The sequence below is a fragment of the Streptomyces sp. NPDC057854 genome (assembly GCF_042797055.1).
Classification (GTDB): Bacteria; Actinomycetota; Actinomycetes; order Streptomycetales; family Streptomycetaceae; genus Streptomyces.
In genome coordinates this window covers 32,670-51,103 of sequence record NZ_JBHVMF010000032.1, presented here as the reverse complement: position 1 = coordinate 51,103, position 18,434 = coordinate 32,670, and the positions used below count along the sequence as shown (strand labels likewise).

Below are 18,434 nucleotides of genomic sequence, written 5' to 3'. Positions count from 1 at the left end.
CCAGCACCCTAGGCCGTCTCTTCCGGATCATGCCGGGCTCGGGCCCGCAGCAGCGCCCGTTCCCGCTCGTTCCGGGTCAGTTCCGCGGCCCGCGCGAACTCCGCCCGCGCCTCCGCGTCCCGCCCCAGCCGGGCGAGCAGGTCGCCGCGGACGCTCGGCAGCAGGTGGTAGCGGGCCAGGGCCGGTTCGGCGGCGAGCGCGTCGACCAGCGGGAGGGCTGCGGCCGGGCCCTCGGCCATCGAGACGGCCACGGCCCGGTTGAGTTCGACCACCGGCGAGGGGGCCAGCTCCATGAGCCGCCCGTAGAGGCCGGCGATCACCGCCCAGTCGGTCTCCTCGTACGAGGCGGCCCGCGCGTGGCAGGCGGCGATCGCGGCCTGGAGGGCGTACGGGCCGTAGCCGCGCCCTCCCCCGGACTCCGTCCGGGGGGACTCCCAGGCCCGGGCGAGGGCGGCGTAGCCGCGCCGGACGAGCAGCCGGTTCCAGCGCCGCCGGTCCTGCTCGGCGAGGAGCACCGGCCGGCCGCCGGGCCCGGTGCGGGCGGGGATGCGGGACGCCTGGAGTTCGAGGAGGGCGGCGAGGCCGTGCGCCTCGCTCTCGCCGGGCATCAGGGCGGCGAGGCCGCGGGCGAGCCGGAGCGCGTCCTCACAGAGCGCGGGCCGCAGCAGGTCGTCGCCGGCGGTGGCCGCGTACCCCTCGTTGAAGATCAGGTAGACGACCTCCAGGACGGAGCCGAGCCGGGCGGCCCGGTCCGCCCCGTACGGCACCTCGAACTCCACGCCCGCCTTCGCGAGCGCCCGCTTGGCCCGGGTGATCCGGGCCGCGACGGTCGCCTCGGGGACGAGGAAGGCGCGGGCGATCTCGTCCGTCCGCAGCCCGCCGACGAGCCGGAGGGTGAGGGCGGCGCGGGCCTCGGCGGAGAGCACCGGGTGGCAGGTGGTGAAGACCAGCCGGAGCACGTCGTCGTCGATGTCGCCGGGCCCGGAGGGCTCGGGGTCGTACGCCTCCTCCGGGAGCGTCCGGCCGACCTCGGCGAGCTTGCGCGCGTACGTCTCGCGGCGCCGCACGAGGTCGACGGCGCGGTGCTTGGCGGTGGCCGTCAGCCAGGCGCCCGGCCGGTCCGGGACGCCCGCCTCGGGCCACTGCTCCAGGGCGGCGACGAGGGCGTCCTGGGCGATCTCCTCGGCGATGCCGACGTCCCGGACGATCCGCGTCACCGTGGCGATGATCCGCGCCGACTCCATCCGGAAGACCGTCTCCAGCGTGCTCTCCACCGTCACGCCCCTATGACAGCACGGCGCGGGTCAGCCCTCGGGCATCTCCTCGACCTCGCGGACCTCCAGGCCGACCTTCCAGTGCGGCGGGTGGACGGCGAGGAACCGCTTGCCCCACTCGACGGCCTCGGCCATGTCCTTGCACTGGAGCATCGCGTAGCCGCCGACGACCTCCTTGGTCTCGGTGAAGGGGCCGTCGGTGAAGGACAGCTTCCCGTCCGACCAGGTGATCCGGGTGGCCTCGGCGGTCGGCTTCAGCCCGGCGGTGTCCACCATGGCGCCGGCCTTGGTGATCTCCTCGAAGAGGGCGCCCATCCGCTCCTCGAAGCCGGGGTCGGCGCTCTCCATGTCGATGGTGTTCTCCTCGATGCGGACGAGGGAGAGGAAGCGGGGCATGGTGACTCCTGGGGTGCGGTGGCGGGGCCGTTCCCCGCCTTCCACTCGTACGTCGAACGGGCCGGGCCCGCATCGACACCGCGCCGGATTTTTCTCGGACGTTCTCAGACGTAGTCCTCCAGGCGGGCCACCGTGAAGCCCTGTTCCTGGATCCTGCGGAGCATGGTCGCCGTCATCTCGGTCATCGTGCGGCCCTTGAGTTCGGCGGGGCCGCGGAAGTGGGCGAGGACGATGTCGCCGGGGTGCAGCTTCCGGTCGCCGCGCTGGTACTGCATGTTCTTGATCTGCATGGACTCGCGCCACAGGACGATCGCGTCGATGCCGCAGGCGCCGGCGGCGGCGCGGGTGGCCTCGTTCCAGTTGCCGTAGGGCGGGCGGAAGAGGCGCGGGGCGGTGCCGTACCGCTGCTTCAGCTTCTCCTGCTGCCCGCAGATCTCGCGGCGCTGGGCCTCCGGGGAGAGGGTGCGCAGGTTCGGGTGGGTGAGGGTGTGGTTGGCGAGGCCGTGGCCCTGGGCGACGAGCGGCGCGAAGTACGCGTAGTCGCCGCGGATCGCGGAGTCGGTGAGGAACATCGTGAAGGGGACGCCGAGCTCGTCCATCATGCGGGTGAACTCGGGGTCCTTCTCGGCGCCGTCGTCGATGGTGAGGAAGACGACCTTGTCGGTGGTCGGGACGTCGCTGATGACGGGCACCGGGCCGCCGGGCGTCCGCCGCACCGGCTTGACGGCGGGCGGGGCGGGCGGCGCGGCGAGCGGCTTCAGGCCCCAGGCGCGGTACGCGGCGGCCCGGGCGGCCTCCGGGGCGGGCGCCGGTTCCGGAGCGGCGGCGGTCGTCGCCGGCGCCGCCGGGGTCTGCGCGACCGCCGGCGGCGGGGTCTCGGCCGTACAGCCCGTCATGAGGAGGGTCACCGCGGTCAGCGCCGCCCACACCGCGATCTGCTTCTTCACGGGCTGTGGGATGCCCGTTCGCGCCGAAAGGTTGCCCCGAAAGCGGGACGGTTCGCCTATTCGACCGATTCGAAGCGCCAGCGGTGCACCGGACGGGTGATCAGCTCGGCATCCGGTTCGGGCAGCTCGGGCAGCTCCGCGTCGAGGGCGTCCGCCTCCCACCAGGTGAGCACGAGGACCCGGTCCTGCGGGGCCCGGAGGTGCTCCCGGCGCAGCGGCTCACGGGCCAGGACCGAGGCCCGGGCCCACTCCAGGAGCTCGGCGCCGCGGCCCTGGACGGCCCGGGCCTCCCACATCAGCGCGACCCTCACGAGTACAGGTTCTCCTTGCTGATCTCGTGCACGTGGTCGTGGTCGTGGGCGTGCGCCCCGGGGACGTGCGGGTCGGTCACCGGCAGGGACGAGTCCGCCGACAGCTCCAGGTCGGAGGCGGCCCGGCCGCGGGCGACCATCTCGGAGCCGAGCGCGGCGACCATGGCGCCGTTGTCGGTGCACAGGCCCGGCCGGGGCACCCGGAGCCGGATGCCCGCGCGCGCGCAGCGCTCCTCGGCGAGCGCCCGCAGCCGCGAGTTCGCGGCGACGCCGCCGCCGATCATCAGGTGGTCGACGCCCTCGTCCTTGCAGGCCCGGACGGCCTTGCGGGTGAGCACGTCGACGACGGCCTCCTGGAAGGACGCGGCCACGTCGCGGACCGGCACCTCCTCGCCGGCCGCCTTCTTCGCCTCGATCCAGCGGGCCACCGCGGTCTTCAGGCCGGAGAAGGAGAAGTCGTACGCGGGGTCCTTGGCACCGCTCAGGCCGCGCGGGAACGCGATGGCGGCCGGGTCGCCCTCCCTGGCGAGCCGGTCGATGACCGGACCGCCGGGGAAGCCCAGGTCGAGGACGCGGGCGATCTTGTCGAACGCCTCTCCGGCGGCGTCGTCGATGGTGGCGCCCATCGGCCGCACGTCGGAGGTGATGTCGGTGGAGAGCAGCAGCGAGGAGTGCCCGCCGGAGACCAGCAGCGCCATCGTCGGCTCGGGCAGCCGGCCGTGCTCCAGCTGGTCGACGCAGATGTGCGAGGCCAGGTGGTTGACGCCGTAGAGCGGCTTGCCGAGGGCGTAGGCGTACGCCTTGGCGGCGGAGACGCCGACGAGCAGGGCGCCCGCGAGACCGGGACCGGCGGTGACGGCGATGCCGTCGAGGTCCTTCGGGGAGACGCCGGCGGTCTTCAGGGCCCGCTCGATCGTCGGGACCATGGCCTCCAGGTGGGCCCGGGAGGCGATCTCGGGCACGACGCCGCCGTAGCGGGCGTGGGTGTCCACGCTGGAGGCCACGGCGTCGGCGAGCAGGGTGGTGCCGTGCACGATGCCGACGCCGGTCTCGTCGCAGGAGGTCTCGATGCCGAGCACGAGGGGTTCGTCAGCAGCCATCAGATATCGGTCCCAGTTCCTTGAACGATCAGTCGCATCACGAGCGCGTCGACATTGCCCGGCTGGTAGTAGGCGCGCCGGAAGCCGATGGGCTCGAAGCCGAAGCGCTCGTACAGCTTCTGAGCCCGGGTGTTGTCCACCCGCACTTCGAGCAGGACCTCGTCGCACTCGAAGGCGGTGGCGTGCTGGAGGAGGTCGGTGAGGAGCCGGGCGCCGAGCCCGGTGCCCCACTGCTCGCGGGCGACGGCGATGGTCTGCACGTCGCCGAGGCCGCCGGCCGCCGCCAGCCCCGCGTACCCGGCCAGCTTCCCGTCCGGGGTCTCGGCGACGACGTACCGCCGGGTGGCGGCGGGGCCGCGCGCGTGCGCCAGCTCGGACCAGAACATCCCCTCCGACCAGGCGTCCTCGGGGAAGAGGTCGGCCTCCAGGGCGAGCACCTCCGGCAGGTCCCACCAGCGCATCTCGCGCAGGACGGCACCGCCGGTCACCGCTGCCCCGCTCACTGGGGGGTGACCACCTTGTAGTTCTTCGGCACCTGCGCGTCGGGTCGCCGCAGGTACATCGGCAGCGGGTCGAGGAAGCCGTCGCCGCCGGCCGCGATCCGCTCGGCCGCGAGGGCGGCGAGCGCGGCGGCGGACTGGTGCTCGGGGCCGCGGGCGTCGGGGAAGGCGTCCGGGTAGAGCAGCGCGCCCGCGCCGACGACGGGAAGGCCGGCGAGCTCGGCGGCGATGTCGACGGGCCGGTCGACGGAGGCGTCGGTGACGCGGGTGCGGGCGTCGGCGTAGCGCGCCCAGTAGACCTCCTTGCGGCGGGCGTCGGTCGCCACCGCGAAGGGTCCCTCGATGCCGGAGGCGTAGGCGAGGCCGTCGAGGGTGCACAGGCCGTGCACGGGCACCCCGCCGAGGGCGGACGCGAAGGTCGTGGCGGTGACGAGGCCGACCCGGAGGCCGGTGTACGGGCCGGGGCCGACGCCGACGACGATCCCGGTGACCGCGTCGAGAGCGGTCCCGGCCTCCTTGAGGACCCGGTCGACGGCGGGCAGCAGCAGCTCCCCGTGGCGGCGGGCGTCGACTCCGGTCGACTCGGCGACGACGTCCGTGCCGTCGTGGAGGGCGACGGTGACGGCGGGGGTGGCGGTATCCATGGCGAGCAACAGCACGCGAACAGCCTACGGCGCCACGAGCGGGCGATGCGGCGCGCGGCCGTCCGGGGGCCCGGCTGCTACCGTCGGGCGCGACAGCTCGTCAGGCTCGGCACGTACGTACGAAGAGGTGGAGACGGTGGCAAGGAGCAGCTCGGGATTCGTGGCCGGGCTCACCGCGGCGGCCGTCGCCGTGGTCGCCTTCCTCGCCTACCAGGCGTCGGCGAGCGTGCCGGCGGACCTCGCGGAGCAGCCGCGGACGCCGGGCACGGTGGCGCCGTCGGCGTCGGCGTCGGCCGGCGCGACGAAGCCGGCCGCGGACCCGCTGGCGGTGCCGGCGGCCTCCGGCACGGGCGAGCGGGTGGTGTACGCGCTGCGGGACCGCCGGGTGTGGCTGGTCGACGGGAAGAACAAGGCGGTGCGCACCTTCGTGGTGGCGCCGAGCTCGGTCTCCCCGGCGCCGGGGGCGTACGCGGTGACGTCCCGGTCGGGTTCGGTGACCGGCTCCGACGGGGTGCAGATCGAGCACGTGGTGCGCTTCGCGAGCGTGGACGGGGTGACGGTCGGCTTCAGCGCGGCGGTGGACGGCTCGATGCCGGCGGCGGACCCGACGAAGCGGACCGGCGGCATCCGGATGAAGCGGGCGGACGGCGACGCGATGTGGACCTTCGCGTCGATCGGCGCGAAGGTCGTGGTCGTCCCCTGACGGATCCGCCGGCCGCCGCGCCCGTCGCGCGGTCAGGCCGCCCGGTCCCGGCGTTCCTCGGCGGCCTCGGAGTCCTCGGAGTCCTCTGCGGGGGTGGTCCTGGGCGGGGTCGAGACGGCGCTGGCCGCGGCGCAGGAGGCCAGCAGCTCGCTCATCGAGACGCGCTCCTCGGCGCCCTGGTCGTCGCGCTCCGGCCTCTGCGTCGCCATGCATGCCTCCCGTAGGTTAGGTACACCTAACCAGCTCCTGCCTCCATGTGACCACGGCGCGGAGCTGCGGCGCAACATTTTCCCGACATGCTGTCGGAATCTGTCGGAACCTACGGACGTGCCTCCCGGGCGCACGGCTCAGAGCAGCGCCAGGTCCTCCCCGGCCCAGCGCTCCCCGATCCCCCGCAGCACCACCGTGCGCCGGTCGTCGTCGGTGTCGCCGGTGACCCGGTGGATCAGCACGTGCAGCCGGTCGTCGGTCAGCTCCTCCACCTTGCCGTCGCCCCACTCCACGACGATCACGGAGTCGGGCAGCGACACGTCGAGGTCCAGGTCCTCCATCTCGTCGAGCCCGCCGCCGAGCCGGTAGGCGTCCACGTGCACCAGGGCCGGGCCGCCGGTCAGCGACGGGTGGACGCGGGCGATCACGAACGTCGGCGAGGTGACCGCGCCGCGCACGCCCAGGCCCTCGCCGAGGCCGCGGGTCAGCGTGGTCTTGCCGGCGCCCAGCTCGCCGGTGAGCATGACGAGGTCGCCGGGACGGAGGATCTTCGCGAGCCGGCGGCCGAGCTCCTGCATGCGCTCGGGGGAGTCGACGGAGAGGGTGGCGCCGGAGACGGGCGGGTGCGCTGCTTCCATACCCGCCAACCTATCCGTTGTCCGGACCCTCCCCGGCCCGGGCCAGCAGGGCGGTGAGCGCGTCGGTGACGGTGCCGGGCCGCTCCAGCATCACCAGGTGGCCGGCGTCCGGGACGACGAGCAGCGCGCTGCCCGGCAGTTCGGCGGCGATGGCCTCGGTGTGCGAGGCGGGGGTGACGAGGTCCTGCTCGCCGGCCAGGGCCAGCGCGGGCAGCCCGCGGAACGCGGCGAGCGCGGCCAGCTTGTCGTGGACGCCGAAGGCCGGGTAGAAGTCCGCGACCACGTCGACCGGCACCGACTCGATCATCCGCTCGGCGAAGCGGACCACGGCCGGGTCCACGTCCGCCGAGGCGAAGGAGTACTTCTTCACCAGCCCGGCGAACAGGTCGGCGGTGGCCCGGCGCCCCTTCTCGACCAGCTCCGCCTGGGAGCCGAGGGCCCGCAGCATCCCCGGCAGGACCCGCCGGACGGCGTTGACGCCGGCGAGCGGCAGCCCGTACGAGACCTCCTCCAGGCGCCCCGGGGAGGTGCCGACGAAGGCGACGGCGACGACCCGGTCCCGGATCAGCTCCGGGTACCGGTCGGCCAGCGCCATCACGGTCATGCCGCCCATCGAGTGCCCGACGAGCACGAGCGGCCCCTCGGGCGCGGCGGCGTCGACGACCGCCTTCAGGTCGCGGCCGAGCCGGTCGATGGTGACGGGCTCCTCGGGGCCGCGGGCCGAGCGGCCGTGCCCGCGCTGGTCCCAGTAGACGGCCCGGACCCGGCCGCGCAGGGCGGCCCGCTGGTAGTGCCAGGAGTCCTGGCTCAGACAGAAGCCGTGCGAGAAGACCACCGTCACGTCCGCGCCGCCGGCCGCCTCCTCGGTCTCGTACGCGAGGGCGGTGCCGTCGTCGGCGAGCGCCCGGCCCGGCGTGCCGCGGAGGGTGCCGTACGGACCGGTGGCGTCCAGCGCGAGCCGCGCCTTCCGGCGTACGGAGCGGCCCACCGTCAGGCGCTCGATCGCCACGCCGGCCGCCGCGCCCGCGGCGAGCACGCCTATCGCGGCCCCCGCGATCCCCGCGCGCCGCCAGCCCCCGCCGCCGCTCGTCTCCCCCACGCCGGGCTACTCCCCCACGTACACGCGCGGCACCCGCGCGCCGATCCGGGTGACGATCTCGTACGCGATCGTGCCGGCGGCGTCCGCCCAGTCCTGGGCCGTCGGCTCGCCGTGGTCGCCGGGGCCGAAGAGGACGGCCTCGCTGCCGGGCGCGGGCCGGTCGCCGCCGAGGTCCACCACGAACTGGTCCATGGCGACCCGCCCGGCGACCGTCCGGACCCTGCCGCCGACCAGGACCGGGCCGCGGCCCGAGGCGTGCCGGGGGATGCCGTCGGCGTAGCCGGCCGGGATCAGGCCGAGGGTGGTCTCGCCGCCGGTGACGTAGTGGTGGCCGTACGACACGCCGTGGCCGGGCGGCACCTCCTTCACCAGGGCGACACCCGCCTTCAGCGACATCACCGGCCGCAGCCCCAGCTCGGCGGGGGTGCCCAGCTCGGGCGCGGGCGACACGCCGTACATCGCGATGCCCGTCCGGACCAGGTCGAAGTGGGCCTCGGGCAGGGTCAGGGTGGCGGGCGAGTTGGCGATGTGCCGGACCTCCGGCTCGACGCCGGCCTTCTCCGCGTGGTCGAGCATCGCGCGGAAGACGTCGAGCTGGGCGGCGATCGACGGGTGGCCCGGTTCGTCCGCGCACGCGAAGTGGGACCACAGGCCCGTCACCTTGACCAGGCCCTCCTTCTCGGCGTCCAGCGCGGCGGCGACCAGCTCCGGCCAGTCGGCGGGCTGGCAGCCGTTGCGGCCGAGACCGGTGTCGGCCTTGAGCTGGATACGGGCCGTGCCGCCGGTGCGGCGGGCCGCGGCGGTGACCTCGTCCAGGGCCCACCGGCCGCTGACCGCCATGTCCAGCCCGGCCTCGATGCCCTCGTCCCACGGGTCGCCGGGCGTCCACAGCCAGCACATGACGGGGACGCCGGTGATCCCGGCGGCCCGCAGCGCCAGCGCCTCCTGCGGGGTGGCCGTGCCCAGCCACTCCGCGCCCGCCTCCAGGGCGGCGCGGGCGCAGCGCACCGCGCCGTGCCCGTACGCGTCGGCCTTGACCACGGCCATGACCCGGGCGTGGGGGGCGACGCGGGCGCGCAGCGCGCGGACGTTCGCGCGCAGCGCCCCGAGGTCGATCTCGGCGCGGACTCGGCGGGGCGGCAGTGCTGTGTCAGTCATCGCGCCCAGTCTCTCAGGTGGTCACCGCCCCGGCCGCTTGCCCCAGATGTAGACCCGGTCACCCTTGCGGAGGACGGACCACAGCTTCTCGGCGTTGCGATAGCTCAGGTTCACGCAGCCGCGGCTTCCGGTGGGGGTGGCGATCGGCCCGTACACGCCGTGGAACGCCTGCCCGCCGTCGAAGAACTGGGCGAACGGCATCGGCGTGTCGTAGAGGGTCGACCAGTGGTCCTTGTTGCGCCAGTAGACGGTGTGCCAGCCGGTGCGGGTGCGGTAGCCGGGCCGGCCGCTGCGGATGTTGACCACGGCGTACGTGACCTTCCGGCCCTTCTGCACCCACATCAGCTCGCGGTTCAGGTCGACGCAGGCGACCGGGTGGGAGCGGACCGGGCACTTCCCGGCGGCGTTGGGGTTCTTGCGGGCGGCGAGGAGTTCGGCGCGGCCCCAGGTGACCGGGCCCGCGTAGCCGTTGGCGGGCTTGATCTTCTCCCGGACCTGGAAGGCGCGGATGGCCCGGCAGTCGGCGGCCGACTGCTTCCCGTCCACCCTGAGCTTCAGCAGCCGTTCGACCTGCCGCTGGTAGAGCCCGGTCTCGGCGGTGCAGGCGGCCTTCACGGCGCGGCGCGGCAGGTACTCGACGAGTTCGTCGACCTCCTCCGCCGGCTCGGGCACCGGGACCTCGCCGTCGGGCGCGGTCGGCGGCAGCACCTGGTCGGGGGTGTCCATCGGGTACGCGGGGCGCCCGGCGCCGGCGATGCCGGGGACGAGCGCGTCGGGCGCGGGGCCGGGCTCGTCCGCGTGCGTGGGGGCGGCGCCGGCCAGGAGGGCGGCGGCGAGCAACGGCGGCAGGATGCGGCTTCTCCATCGGGTCACCGGTCCATCCGAACCCGCCGCCGGCCGGCCCGGCGCGCGCTGACCCCCGCCCGGAGCAGCGGAGTTGGGCCGACCGTGGGCGTGCCGCCGGTCAGGGCTCGCGGACGTCCCGCCAGGCGGCGCGCAGCGCGCCGGCGACCTCGGTGGCGGTGATCGGGCCGGTCCCGGAGGCGGCCCGGCGGGCGGCGAGCCCGTGCAGGTACGCGGCGCAGGAGGCGGCGTCGACGGGGCCGAGGCCGCCGGCGAGGAGCGAGCCCGCCAGACCGGACAGCACGTCACCGGAGCCGGCGGTGGCGAGCCACGGGGTGCCGGTGGGGTTGACCCGGACCGGGCCGGTGCCGCCGGCGCCGCACACCAGCGTGGTGGAGCCCTTGAGCAGGACGGTGGCGCCGTAGCGGGCGGCGAGCTCGCGGACGGCGGCGAGCCGCCCGGCCTCCACGGCGGCCCGGTCGGTGCCGAGCAGCGCCGCCGCCTCGCCCGCGTGCGGGGTCAGCAGCGTGGGCGCGGACCGCGCGCGAACGGCCTCCGGGGTGACCTGGCGCAGGCCGTCGGCGTCGACCAGGACCGGCACCGCCGAGGCGAGCACCCCGGCGACCGCGGCCTCGGCGTCCGGCCCGTCGCCGAGCCCCGGCCCGACCGCCCACGCCTGGACCCGCCCGGCCTTCTCCGGCGGCCCGGAGTGCACCAGGGTCTCCGGATGGGCGGCGATCACCGCCTCGCCCGCGGGGCCGACGTACCGCACGGCGCCGGCGCCGCCGCGCAGCGCGCCCGCGACGGCGAGGACGGCGGCGCCGGGGTAGCGCGCGGAGCCGGCGACGATCCCGAGGACCCCGCGCCGGTACTTGTCGCTCTCGGCGGACGGCACGGGCAGCAGCCGGGCCACGTCCTCGTGCTGGAGCGCCTCCAGGTCCGGCACCGACGGCAGGTGCGGGCCGATGCCGATGTCGACGAGCCGCAGGGCGCCCGCGTACTCCCGGCCGGGGTCGACGAGCAGCCCGGGCTTGTACGTGCCGAAGGTGACGGTGGCGTCGGCGCGCAGCGCCTCGCCCGTGACCTCGCCGGTGTCCGCGTCGACGCCGCTGGGCAGGTCGACGGCGACCACGACCGCGTCCGAGCCGCGGGCGGCCCGGGCGACCGGCACGGCCTCGGGGCGCAGCCCGCCGCGCCCGCCGATGCCGGTGATGCCGTCCAGGACCAGGTCGGCGGCGGCCAGCGCCTCGTACGGGTCGTCGGCGACGCGCCCGCCGGCCGCCCGCAGCGCGCCCAGCCCGGCCTCGTGCACCCGGCCGCCGAGCAGCACGGCGGTGACGCCGGCGCCGCGCCGGGCGAGCCGGGCGCCGGCGTACAGGGCGTCGCCGCCGTTGTCGCCGCTTCCGACGAGCAGCACCACCCGGGCCCCGTACACCCGGCCCTTCCCGAGCAGCGAGCAGCAGGCGGCGGCGAGCCCGGCGGCGGCCCGCAGCATCAGCCCGCCCTCCGGCACCCGCGCCAGCTCCACGGCCTCGGCGGCCCGGACGGTCTCCACGCGATGAGCGGTACGCATGCCCAGCAGTCTGCCCCAGCCGCGCGCCCGCCGCCGGAAGGACGGACGCCGCGCCCGCCCCCGTACGGGTCAGCCCTCCGCGATCACCACCGCGGACGCGACACCGGCGTCGTGGCTGAGGGACACGTGCCAGTGCTTCACGCCCAGTTCGGCCGCGCGGGCCGCGACCGTGCCGCGGACGCGGATGCGCGGCTGGCCGGTGGACTCGGCGTACACCTCCGCGTCCGTCCAGTGCAGGTTCCCCGGCGAGCCGAGCGCCTTCGCCAGCGCCTCCTTCGCGGCGAACCGCACCGCGAGGGACGCCGGGCCGCGGCGCTCACCGCTCGGCAGCAGCAGCTCGGCGTCCACGAAGAGGCGCTCGACCAGCGCCGGCGTCCGCTCCAGCGACGCGGCGAAGCGGTCGATCTCCGCCACGTCGATCCCCACCCCGATGATCATCTGTCGTCCTCACTCCACCGTCACGGACTTGGCCAGGTTGCGCGGCTGGTCCACCTCGTTGCCCCGGGCGGTGGCCAGCTCGCAGGCGAAGACCTGGAGCGGCACCGTCGAGACCAGCGGCTGGAGCAGCGTGGGCGTGGCCGGGACGCGGACCAGGTGGTCGGCGAAGGGGACGACGGCCTCGTCGCCCTCCTCCGCGATCACGATCGTCCGGGCACCCCGGGCCCGGATCTCCTGGATGTTCGAGACGATCTTGTCGTGGAGCACCGAGCGGCCCTTCGGCGAGGGCACCACGACGACGACCGGCAGGTCCTCCTCGATGAGCGCGATCGGCCCGTGCTTCAGCTCGCCGGCCGCGAAGCCCTCGGCGTGCATGTACGCCAGCTCCTTCAGCTTCAGCGCGCCCTCCAGGGCCACCGGGTAGCCGACGTGCCGGCCGAGGAACAGGATCGTGTCCTTGTGGGCGAGGGAGCGGGCGAGGGCCCGCACGGGCTCCATCGTCTCCAGGACCCGCTCGACCTCCTCGCCGATCCGGGCCAGCTCGCGGACGACGGCGTGGATCTCGTCGCCCCACTTGGTGCCGCGGACCTGCCCCAGGTACAGCGCCAGCAGGTAGCAGGCCACCAGCTGGGTCAGGAACGCCTTCGTGGAGGCGACGGCGACCTCCGGCCCGGCGTGCGTGTACAGCACGGCGTCCGACTCGCGCGGGATCGTCGACCCGTTGGTGTTGCAGATCGCGAGGACCTTCGCGCCCTGCTCGCGGGCGTGCCGCAGCGCCATCAGGGTGTCCATGGTCTCGCCGGACTGCGAGATCGCGATGACGAGGGTCCGCTGCCCGAGGATCGGGTCGCGGTAGCGGAACTCGCTGGCCAGCTCCACCTCGCACGGGATCCGGGTCCAGTGCTCGATGGCGTACTTGGCGATGAGCCCGGCATGGAAGGCGGTGCCGCAGGCCACGATGACGACCTTGTCGGCCTCGCGGAGCACCGCGTCGGCGATCCGCACCTCGTCGAGGGTGAGCCGCCCGTTCGCGTCGATCCGCCCGAGCAGGGTGTCGGCGACCGCCTTGGGCTGCTCGGCGATCTCCTTCAGCATGAAGTGGTCGTAGCCGCCCTTCTCGGCGGCGGACGCGTCCCAGTCGACGTGGAAGGCGCGGACGTCGGCGGGCGCGCCCTCGAAGTCGGTGACGGTGACGCCGTCCCGGGTCAGCTCGACGACCTGGTCCTGGCCGAGCTCGATCGCGGACCGGGTGTGGGCGATGAACGCGGAGACGTCGGAGGCGAGGAAGTTCTCGCCCTCGCCGACGCCGACGACGAGCGGCGAGTTGCGGCGGGCGCCGACGACCACGTCCGGCTGGTCGGCGTGCACGGCGACCAGGGTGAACGCCCCGTCGAGCCGCCGGCAGACCAGCCGCATCGCCTCGGCGAGGTCGCCGACCGACGAGAACTCCTCCGCCAGCAGATGGGCGACGACCTCGGTGTCGGTCTCGGACAGCAGGTCGTGGCCGCGTTCGGTCAGCTCCTCGCGCAGGGCGGCGAAGTTCTCGATGATGCCGTTGTGGACGACGGCGACCCGGCCCGCGTTGTCGAGGTGCGGGTGGGCGTTGGCGTCGGTGGGGCCGCCGTGGGTGGCCCACCGGGTGTGCCCGATGCCGACGGAGCCGCCGGCCAGCGGCCGCTCGACGAGTTCCTTCTCCAGGTTGACGAGCTTGCCCGCCTTCTTCGCGGCGGCGAGCCCGCCGTCCGCCAGCACGGCGACGCCGGCCGAGTCGTACCCCCGGTACTCCAGCCGCTTCAGCCCCGCGACGACCACATCAAGCGCCGACTGCCCGCCGACGTATCCCACGATTCCGCACATGGCGGCAGCCTACGGCCGAACCCCGCGCCGGGCCCGTAGCCCGCACGGCACGGGTCCGCCCGGCGTCAACCGCGCGGCACGTGACCCACCCCACGACCCACGCGGCCCGGAGAGCCGGGACAATGGCGGGGTGATCACTTCGCCGCCACGAAGCGCCAACGGCAACGGAGCCGGAAGCGGAGGCCCCCGCAGGGCCGCCGAGCCGACCCCGTACGTCGACCTCACCCGCGCCGAGTGGAGCGCCCTGCGCGACAAGACCCCGCTCCCCCTCACCGCCGAGGAGGTCGAGCGGCTCCAGGGCCTCGGGGACGTCATCGACCTCGACGAGGTCCGGGACATCTACCTGCCGCTGTCCCGGCTGCTCAACCTGTACGTGCAGGCCACCAGCGGTCTGCGGGGGGCGCTGAACACCTTCCTCGGGGAGAGCGGCGAGCAGCGCGGCACCCCGTTCGTCATAGGGGTGGCCGGGTCGGTCGCGGTCGGCAAGTCGACGGTGGCGCGCCTCCTCCAGGCGCTCCTCGCCCGCTGGCCCGAGCACCCCCGGGTGGAGCGGATCACCACGGACGGCTTCCTGTACCCGATGGCGGAGCTGAAGGCGCGCGGCCTGATGTCCCGGAAGGGCTTCCCCGAGTCGTACGACCGGCGGGCGCTGACCCGGTTCGTCGCCGACGTGAAGGCGGGCAAGGAGGAGGTCACCGCCCCGGTCTACTCGCACCTCATCTACGACCGGGTGCCGGGCGAGCAGCTCGTCGTCCGCCGCCCCGACATCCTGATCGTCGAGGGGCTGAACGTGCTCCAGCCGGCGCTGCCCGGCAAGGACGGCCGGACCCGGGTCGGTCTGGCGGACTACTTCGACTTCTCGGTGTACGTGGACGCGCGGCCGGAGGACATCGAGGGCTGGTACCTCAACCGCTTCCGCAAGCTGCGCGAGACCGCCTTCCAGGACCCGTCGTCGTACTTCCGCCGGTGGACGCAGGTGTCCGAGGAGGAGGCGCTGGAATACGCCCGCACGATGTGGCGGACCGTCAACAAGGTGAACCTGCTGGAGAACGTGGCGCCGACGCGCGGCCGGGCGACGCTCGTCGTCCGCAAGGGCCCGGACCACAAGGTGCAGCGCCTGAGCCTGCGCAAGCTCTGACCTCCGTAAGCTCGGGGGATGTTGCATCTGCGGATGATCGTGCCCCCGGACCGCACGGAGGCGGTGACCGAGCTGATCGGCGCCACGGTCGGCACCACCCACCTGGTGGTGCTCACCGGGGCGGCCCGGGACCCGTCCGGGGACCTCGTGCTGTGCGACGTGGCCCGCGAGGCGGGTGACGAACTGCTGCACGGGCTGCGGGAGCTGAAGCTCGATCAGGACGGTTCGATCGCCGTCGAGAACATCGACCTGTCGATGTCGGAGCGGGCGGACGCCGCCGAGGAGGAGGCCCCGGGCGAGGGCGCGGACGCGGTGATCTGGGAGCAGCTGGCGGAGTCGACCCACGAGGAGTCGACGCTCTCCCTCACGTATCTCGCCTTCATGCTGCTGGCGACGATGATCGCAGCCTGCGGTGTGGTCCTCGACAACGCGATCCTGATCGTCGGCGCGATGGCCGTCGGCCCGGAGTTCGGGCCGCTCGCCGGGGTGTGCACGGCGATCGTGAAGCGGGTGCCGCGGCTGGCGGTCCGCTGTCTGGTGGCGCTGCTCGTCGGCTTCCTGGCGGCGATCGCGGTGACGGCGCTGTTCAGCCTGGTGATGGACGCGCTGGGACTGTTCAGCAGGGCGCAGCTGGACGCGGAACGGCCGCAGACGTCGTTCATCTGGCAGCCGGACCCGTTCTCCTTCGTGGTGGCGCTGCTCGCGGGCGCGGCCGGCACCCTGTCGCTGACCTCGTCGAAGGCGGGCGCGCTGGTGGGCGTGGCGATCTCGGTGACGACGGTCCCGGCGGCGGCGAACGCGGCGGTGGCGCTGAGCTACGGCGAGGTCGGCCAGACCTGGGGCTCGGTCGAGCAGCTGCTGCTGAACCTGCTGGGCATCATGCTGGCGGGCACGGCGACGCTGCTGGCGCAGAAGTGGCTGTGGGACACCCAGCGGGGCAAGCTGAAGCGCCGGCTGCGCAGGAGCTGAGCCGGGTACGGGACGGGCCCCGCCGCACCGGAGTGCGCGGGGCCCGTCCCGTACCGCTCAGGGGGTTCAGCCCAGCGCGGACTTCACCGCGTCGGCGAGGCGCTGCGCGACCGAGCGGGCCTGCTCGATGTCGGCGGCCTCGACCATGACGCGGACCAGCGGCTCGGTGCCGGAGGGGCGGAGCAGCACGCGGCCGGTGCTGCCGAGCTCGCGCTCGGCGTCGGCGACGGCGGCGGCCAGCTCGCCGGAGGTGGCGACGCGGGACTTGTCGACGTCCTTCACGTTGATGAGGATCTGCGGCAGCCGCTCCATCACGGAGGCCAGCTCCGCGAGCGGCTTGCCGGTGGCGGCGACCCGGGCGGCCAGCATGAGGCCGGTGAGGGTGCCGTCGCCGGTGGTGGCGTGGTCGAGCACGATGACGTGCCCGGACTGCTCGCCGCCGAGGGCGTAGCCGTGCTCCTTCATGGACTCCAGGACGTAGCGGTCGCCGACCGCGGTCTGGACGAGGGTGAGGCCCTCGCGCTCCATGGCGAGCTTGAAGCCCAGGTTGGACATGACGGTGGCGACGACGGTGTCGCCGCGCAGGGTGCCGGCCTCGCGCATGGCGAGGGACAGCACGGCGAGGATCTGGTCGCCGTCCACCTCCGCGCCGGTGTGGTCGACGGCGAGGCAGCGGTCGGCGTCGCCGTCGTGCGCGATGCCGAAGTCGGCGCCGTGCTCGACCACGGCGGCCTTCAGCAGCTCCAGGTGGGTGGAGCCGCAGCCGTCGTTGATGTTGAGGCCGTCGGGGGCGGCGCCGATGGTGACGACCTGGGCGCCGGCCCGGGTGAACGCCTCGGGCGAGACGCGGGAGGCGGCGCCGTGGGCCTCGTCGAGGACGATCTTCAGGCCGTCGAGGCGGTTGGGCAGCACGTCGAGGAGGTGGGAGACGTACGTCTCGAAGCCCTCGTCGTAGTCGCGGACGCGGCCGACGCCGGCACCGGTCGGGCGGTCCCAGGGGGCGCCGGTGCGGTGCTCCTCGTACACGGCCTCGATCTTGTCCTCCAGCTCGTCGGCGAGCTTGTGGCCGCCGCGGGCGAAGAACTTGATGCCGTTGTCGGGCATGGCGTTGTGGCTGGCGGAGAGCATCACGCCGAGGTCGGCGCCGAGGACGCCGGTGAGGTGGGCGACGGCCGGGGTCGGCAGGACGCCGACGCGGAGCACGTCGACGCCGGCGCTGGCGAGGCCGGCGACGACGGCCGCCTCCAGGAACTCTCCGGACGCGCGCGGGTCCCGCCCGACCACGGCGGTCGGCCGATGGCCCTCGAAGGTCCCCGCCTCGGCGAGCACGTGCGCCGCCGCGACCGACAGGCCGAGCGCGAGCTCCGCCGTCAGGTCGGCGTTGGCGACGCCGCGTACGCCGTCGGTGCCGAAGAGTCGTCCCACAGCTGTCCTCCGAAATTGCGTGTCCGAAGACGGGAAGGTGAAGAGGTTACGAAAAAACGTACGCCCCGACGGCACGCGCAGTGCGCCGGGGCGTACGTACAAGCAGTGCGAGCAGGCGATTAGCGCTTGCTGTACTGCGGAGCCTTGCGGGCCTTCTTGAGACCGGCCTTCTTCCGCTCGACCGCACGGTCGTCACGGGAGAGGAAGCCGGCCTTCTTCAGCGCCGGGCGGTTGTTCTCGACGTCGGCCTCGTTCAGGGCGCGGGCGACACCGAGGCGCAGGGCACCGGCCTGGCCGGAGACGCCGCCACCCGCGATGCGGGCGATCACGTCGTAGCGGTTGTCGAGCTCGAGCACCTTGAAGGGCTCGTTGACTTCCTGCTGGTGGACCTTGTTCGGGAAGTAGTCCTCGAGCGTACGCCCGTTGATCTTCCACTTGCCGGTGCCCGGGACGATCCGGACGCGGGCAATGGCGTTCTTGCGACGGCCCAGGCCGGCGGCCGGCTGCGGGTCGCCGAAGCGCGACGCGAGGGACTCGGAGGTGTAGTCACCCTCGACGACCTCGGTCTCGGTGGTGTACTCCTCGACGCCCTCGAACTCGTCGACGGGGGTCTCAGGGGTGGTCTCGGCCACGATGCTCCTCAGATTTCTTTCGTTCTTAGGGGGTGTGGCCGGAACTACTGCGCGACCTGGGTGATCTCGAACGGGACCGGCTGCTGGGCAGCGTGCGGGTGGTTCTCGCCCGCGTAGACCTTCAGCTTCGAGAGCATCTGACGGCCCAGGGAGTTCTTGGGGATCATGCCCTTGATGGCCTTCTCGACGGCCTTCTCGGGGTTCTTCTCCAGAAGCTCGTCGTAACGGACGGAGCGCAGACCACCCGGGTAGCCGGAGTGGCGGTACGCCATCTTCTGGGTCTTCTTGTTGCCGGACAGGTGAACCTTGTCGGCGTTGATGATGATGACGAAGTCGCCCATGTCCATGTGGGGGGCGTAGACCGGCTTGTGCTTGCCTCGCAGGAGGTTCGCAGCCGTCGTCGCCAGACGGCCCAGGACGATGTCCTGCGCGTCGATGATGTGCCACTGGCGAGTGACATCGCCGGGCTTGGGGCTGTACGTACGCACTTCGTAGCCTTCGCTTCTTCAGTGGATGGAGTCCAGACACACCTGAAGCGATCATGCAGCTGGGGCACACACTGCCGGGACACCGCCCGTA

Annotated in this window: 21 protein-coding genes; 3 read left to right on the top strand and 18 right to left on the bottom strand. The window is 74.0% G+C overall.

Annotated elements, in window-relative coordinates:
• Positions 1-8 precede the first annotated feature (8 nt).
• The 7 genes from ACFVQZ_RS33125 to tsaB form a co-directional block, all read right to left on the bottom strand.
• Entirely contained in the window at positions 9-1,244 is a 1,236-nt protein-coding gene (locus tag ACFVQZ_RS33125) for an RNA polymerase sigma factor (protein ID WP_383628515.1), read from the bottom strand.
• Positions 1,245-1,304: 60 nt separating this feature from the next.
• Positions 1,305-1,670, bottom strand: coding sequence for a YciI family protein (locus tag ACFVQZ_RS33120; protein WP_319010182.1), 366 nt, complete (start codon positions 1,668-1,670; stop codon positions 1,305-1,307).
• Positions 1,671-1,774: 104 nt separating this feature from the next.
• Positions 1,775-2,617, bottom strand: coding sequence for a polysaccharide deacetylase family protein (locus ACFVQZ_RS33115; RefSeq protein WP_030494289.1), 843 nt, complete (start codon positions 2,615-2,617; stop codon positions 1,775-1,777).
• A gap of 56 nt (positions 2,618-2,673) precedes the next feature.
• Positions 2,674-2,928 carry a hypothetical protein gene (locus ACFVQZ_RS33110; protein WP_030494288.1) on the bottom strand — a complete coding sequence of 85 codons (255 nt, stop codon included), beginning with the start codon at positions 2,926-2,928 and terminating at the stop codon, positions 2,674-2,676.
• On the bottom strand, positions 2,925-4,028 hold the full coding sequence (gene tsaD, locus ACFVQZ_RS33105) for a tRNA (adenosine(37)-N6)-threonylcarbamoyltransferase complex transferase subunit TsaD (RefSeq protein ID WP_383628495.1): 1,104 nt from the start codon (positions 4,026-4,028) through the stop codon (positions 2,925-2,927). The genes ACFVQZ_RS33110 and tsaD overlap by 4 nt, the downstream gene beginning before the upstream one ends.
• Positions 4,028-4,489, bottom strand: coding sequence for a ribosomal protein S18-alanine N-acetyltransferase (gene rimI, locus ACFVQZ_RS33100; RefSeq protein WP_030494286.1), 462 nt, complete (start codon positions 4,487-4,489; stop codon positions 4,028-4,030). The genes tsaD and rimI overlap by 1 nt, the downstream gene beginning before the upstream one ends.
• A 38-nt stretch (positions 4,490-4,527) precedes the next feature.
• Positions 4,528-5,187: a tRNA (adenosine(37)-N6)-threonylcarbamoyltransferase complex dimerization subunit type 1 TsaB gene (tsaB, locus tag ACFVQZ_RS33095; protein ID WP_383628493.1), complete on the bottom strand. Its 660-nt coding sequence runs from the start codon at positions 5,185-5,187 to the stop codon at positions 4,528-4,530.
• Positions 5,188-5,332: 145 nt separating this feature from the next.
• Here tsaB and ACFVQZ_RS33090 point away from each other — a divergent pair, with 145 nt between their 5' ends.
• The gene (locus ACFVQZ_RS33090; RefSeq protein WP_030494284.1) at positions 5,333-5,875 is read left to right on the top strand and encodes a hypothetical protein; all 543 of its coding nucleotides are present in this window, start codon (positions 5,333-5,335) and stop codon (positions 5,873-5,875) included.
• A 32-nt stretch (positions 5,876-5,907) separates the two neighbouring features.
• Here ACFVQZ_RS33090 and ACFVQZ_RS33085 read toward each other — a convergent pair whose 3' ends face one another.
• From ACFVQZ_RS33085 to glmS, 8 genes are all read right to left on the bottom strand, one after another.
• Complete coding sequence (locus ACFVQZ_RS33085; RefSeq protein ID WP_383628491.1) at positions 5,908-6,084, bottom strand: hypothetical protein; 177 nt, start codon at positions 6,082-6,084, stop codon at positions 5,908-5,910.
• Between the two features lie 138 nt (positions 6,085-6,222).
• The gene (gene tsaE, locus ACFVQZ_RS33080) at positions 6,223-6,723 is read right to left on the bottom strand and encodes a tRNA (adenosine(37)-N6)-threonylcarbamoyltransferase complex ATPase subunit type 1 TsaE (RefSeq protein ID WP_030494283.1); all 501 of its coding nucleotides are present in this window, start codon (positions 6,721-6,723) and stop codon (positions 6,223-6,225) included.
• Between the two features lie 10 nt (positions 6,724-6,733).
• Positions 6,734-7,822 carry an alpha/beta fold hydrolase gene (locus ACFVQZ_RS33075; RefSeq protein ID WP_383628488.1) on the bottom strand — a complete coding sequence of 363 codons (1,089 nt, stop codon included), beginning with the start codon at positions 7,820-7,822 and terminating at the stop codon, positions 6,734-6,736.
• 6 nt (positions 7,823-7,828) lie between these two features.
• Entirely contained in the window at positions 7,829-8,980 is a 1,152-nt protein-coding gene (gene alr / locus ACFVQZ_RS33070) for an alanine racemase (protein WP_383628486.1), read from the bottom strand.
• A 21-nt stretch (positions 8,981-9,001) separates the two neighbouring features.
• Complete coding sequence (locus tag ACFVQZ_RS33065; RefSeq protein WP_030494280.1) at positions 9,002-9,853, bottom strand: L,D-transpeptidase family protein; 852 nt, start codon at positions 9,851-9,853, stop codon at positions 9,002-9,004.
• Between the two features lie 91 nt (positions 9,854-9,944).
• A complete protein-coding gene (locus ACFVQZ_RS33060; RefSeq protein WP_383628484.1) occupies positions 9,945-11,396 on the bottom strand; it encodes an NAD(P)H-hydrate dehydratase in 1,452 nt (483 codons plus the stop codon).
• A 69-nt stretch (positions 11,397-11,465) separates the two neighbouring features.
• On the bottom strand, positions 11,466-11,834 hold the full coding sequence (locus ACFVQZ_RS33055; RefSeq protein ID WP_030494278.1) for a holo-ACP synthase: 369 nt from the start codon (positions 11,832-11,834) through the stop codon (positions 11,466-11,468).
• A gap of 9 nt (positions 11,835-11,843) precedes the next feature.
• The gene (glmS, locus tag ACFVQZ_RS33050; RefSeq protein ID WP_030494277.1) at positions 11,844-13,691 is read right to left on the bottom strand and encodes a glutamine--fructose-6-phosphate transaminase (isomerizing); all 1,848 of its coding nucleotides are present in this window, start codon (positions 13,689-13,691) and stop codon (positions 11,844-11,846) included.
• A gap of 130 nt (positions 13,692-13,821) precedes the next feature.
• Between glmS and coaA the strand changes: the two genes are divergently transcribed.
• Together coaA and ACFVQZ_RS33040 are read left to right on the top strand one after the other, a co-directional pair.
• The gene (gene coaA / locus ACFVQZ_RS33045; protein WP_030494276.1) at positions 13,822-14,829 is read left to right on the top strand and encodes a type I pantothenate kinase; all 1,008 of its coding nucleotides are present in this window, start codon (positions 13,822-13,824) and stop codon (positions 14,827-14,829) included.
• A gap of 18 nt (positions 14,830-14,847) precedes the next feature.
• Positions 14,848-15,798: a DUF389 domain-containing protein gene (locus ACFVQZ_RS33040; RefSeq protein WP_383628481.1), complete on the top strand. Its 951-nt coding sequence runs from the start codon at positions 14,848-14,850 to the stop codon at positions 15,796-15,798.
• 66 nt (positions 15,799-15,864) lie between these two features.
• On the opposite strand, the gene glmM is transcribed toward ACFVQZ_RS33040, so the two are convergent.
• From glmM to rplM, 3 genes are all read right to left on the bottom strand, one after another.
• Positions 15,865-17,223 carry a phosphoglucosamine mutase gene (glmM, locus tag ACFVQZ_RS33035; RefSeq protein ID WP_030494274.1) on the bottom strand — a complete coding sequence of 453 codons (1,359 nt, stop codon included), beginning with the start codon at positions 17,221-17,223 and terminating at the stop codon, positions 15,865-15,867.
• A 119-nt stretch (positions 17,224-17,342) separates the two neighbouring features.
• On the bottom strand, positions 17,343-17,855 hold the full coding sequence (gene rpsI / locus ACFVQZ_RS33030) for a 30S ribosomal protein S9 (RefSeq protein WP_030494273.1): 513 nt from the start codon (positions 17,853-17,855) through the stop codon (positions 17,343-17,345).
• 44 nt (positions 17,856-17,899) lie between these two features.
• Complete coding sequence (gene rplM / locus ACFVQZ_RS33025; protein ID WP_030494272.1) at positions 17,900-18,343, bottom strand: 50S ribosomal protein L13; 444 nt, start codon at positions 18,341-18,343, stop codon at positions 17,900-17,902.
• Positions 18,344-18,434: the final 91 nt, after the last annotated feature.

Coding starts and splice junctions, on each gene's coding strand:
- glmS (WP_030494277.1), bottom strand. CDS start 13,691: ATGTGCGGAATCGTGGGATACGTCGGCGGGCAGTCGGCGCTTGATGTG.
- ACFVQZ_RS33055 (WP_030494278.1), bottom strand. CDS start 11,834: ATGATCATCGGGGTGGGGATCGACGTGGCGGAGATCGACCGCTTCGCC.
- ACFVQZ_RS33040 (WP_383628481.1), top strand. CDS start 14,848: ATGTTGCATCTGCGGATGATCGTGCCCCCGGACCGCACGGAGGCGGTG.
- tsaE (WP_030494283.1), bottom strand. CDS start 6,723: ATGGAAGCAGCGCACCCGCCCGTCTCCGGCGCCACCCTCTCCGTCGAC.
- ACFVQZ_RS33085 (WP_383628491.1), bottom strand. CDS start 6,084: ATGGCGACGCAGAGGCCGGAGCGCGACGACCAGGGCGCCGAGGAGCGC.
- ACFVQZ_RS33125 (WP_383628515.1), bottom strand. CDS start 1,244: ATGGAGTCGGCGCGGATCATCGCCACGGTGACGCGGATCGTCCGGGAC.
- tsaD (WP_383628495.1), bottom strand. CDS start 4,028: ATGGCTGCTGACGAACCCCTCGTGCTCGGCATCGAGACCTCCTGCGAC.
- alr (WP_383628486.1), bottom strand. CDS start 8,980: ATGACTGACACAGCACTGCCGCCCCGCCGAGTCCGCGCCGAGATCGAC.
- ACFVQZ_RS33060 (WP_383628484.1), bottom strand. CDS start 11,396: ATGCGTACCGCTCATCGCGTGGAGACCGTCCGGGCCGCCGAGGCCGTG.
- ACFVQZ_RS33120 (WP_319010182.1), bottom strand. CDS start 1,670: ATGCCCCGCTTCCTCTCCCTCGTCCGCATCGAGGAGAACACCATCGAC.
- rimI (WP_030494286.1), bottom strand. CDS start 4,489: ATGCGCTGGTGGGACCTGCCGGAGGTGCTCGCCCTGGAGGCCGACCTC.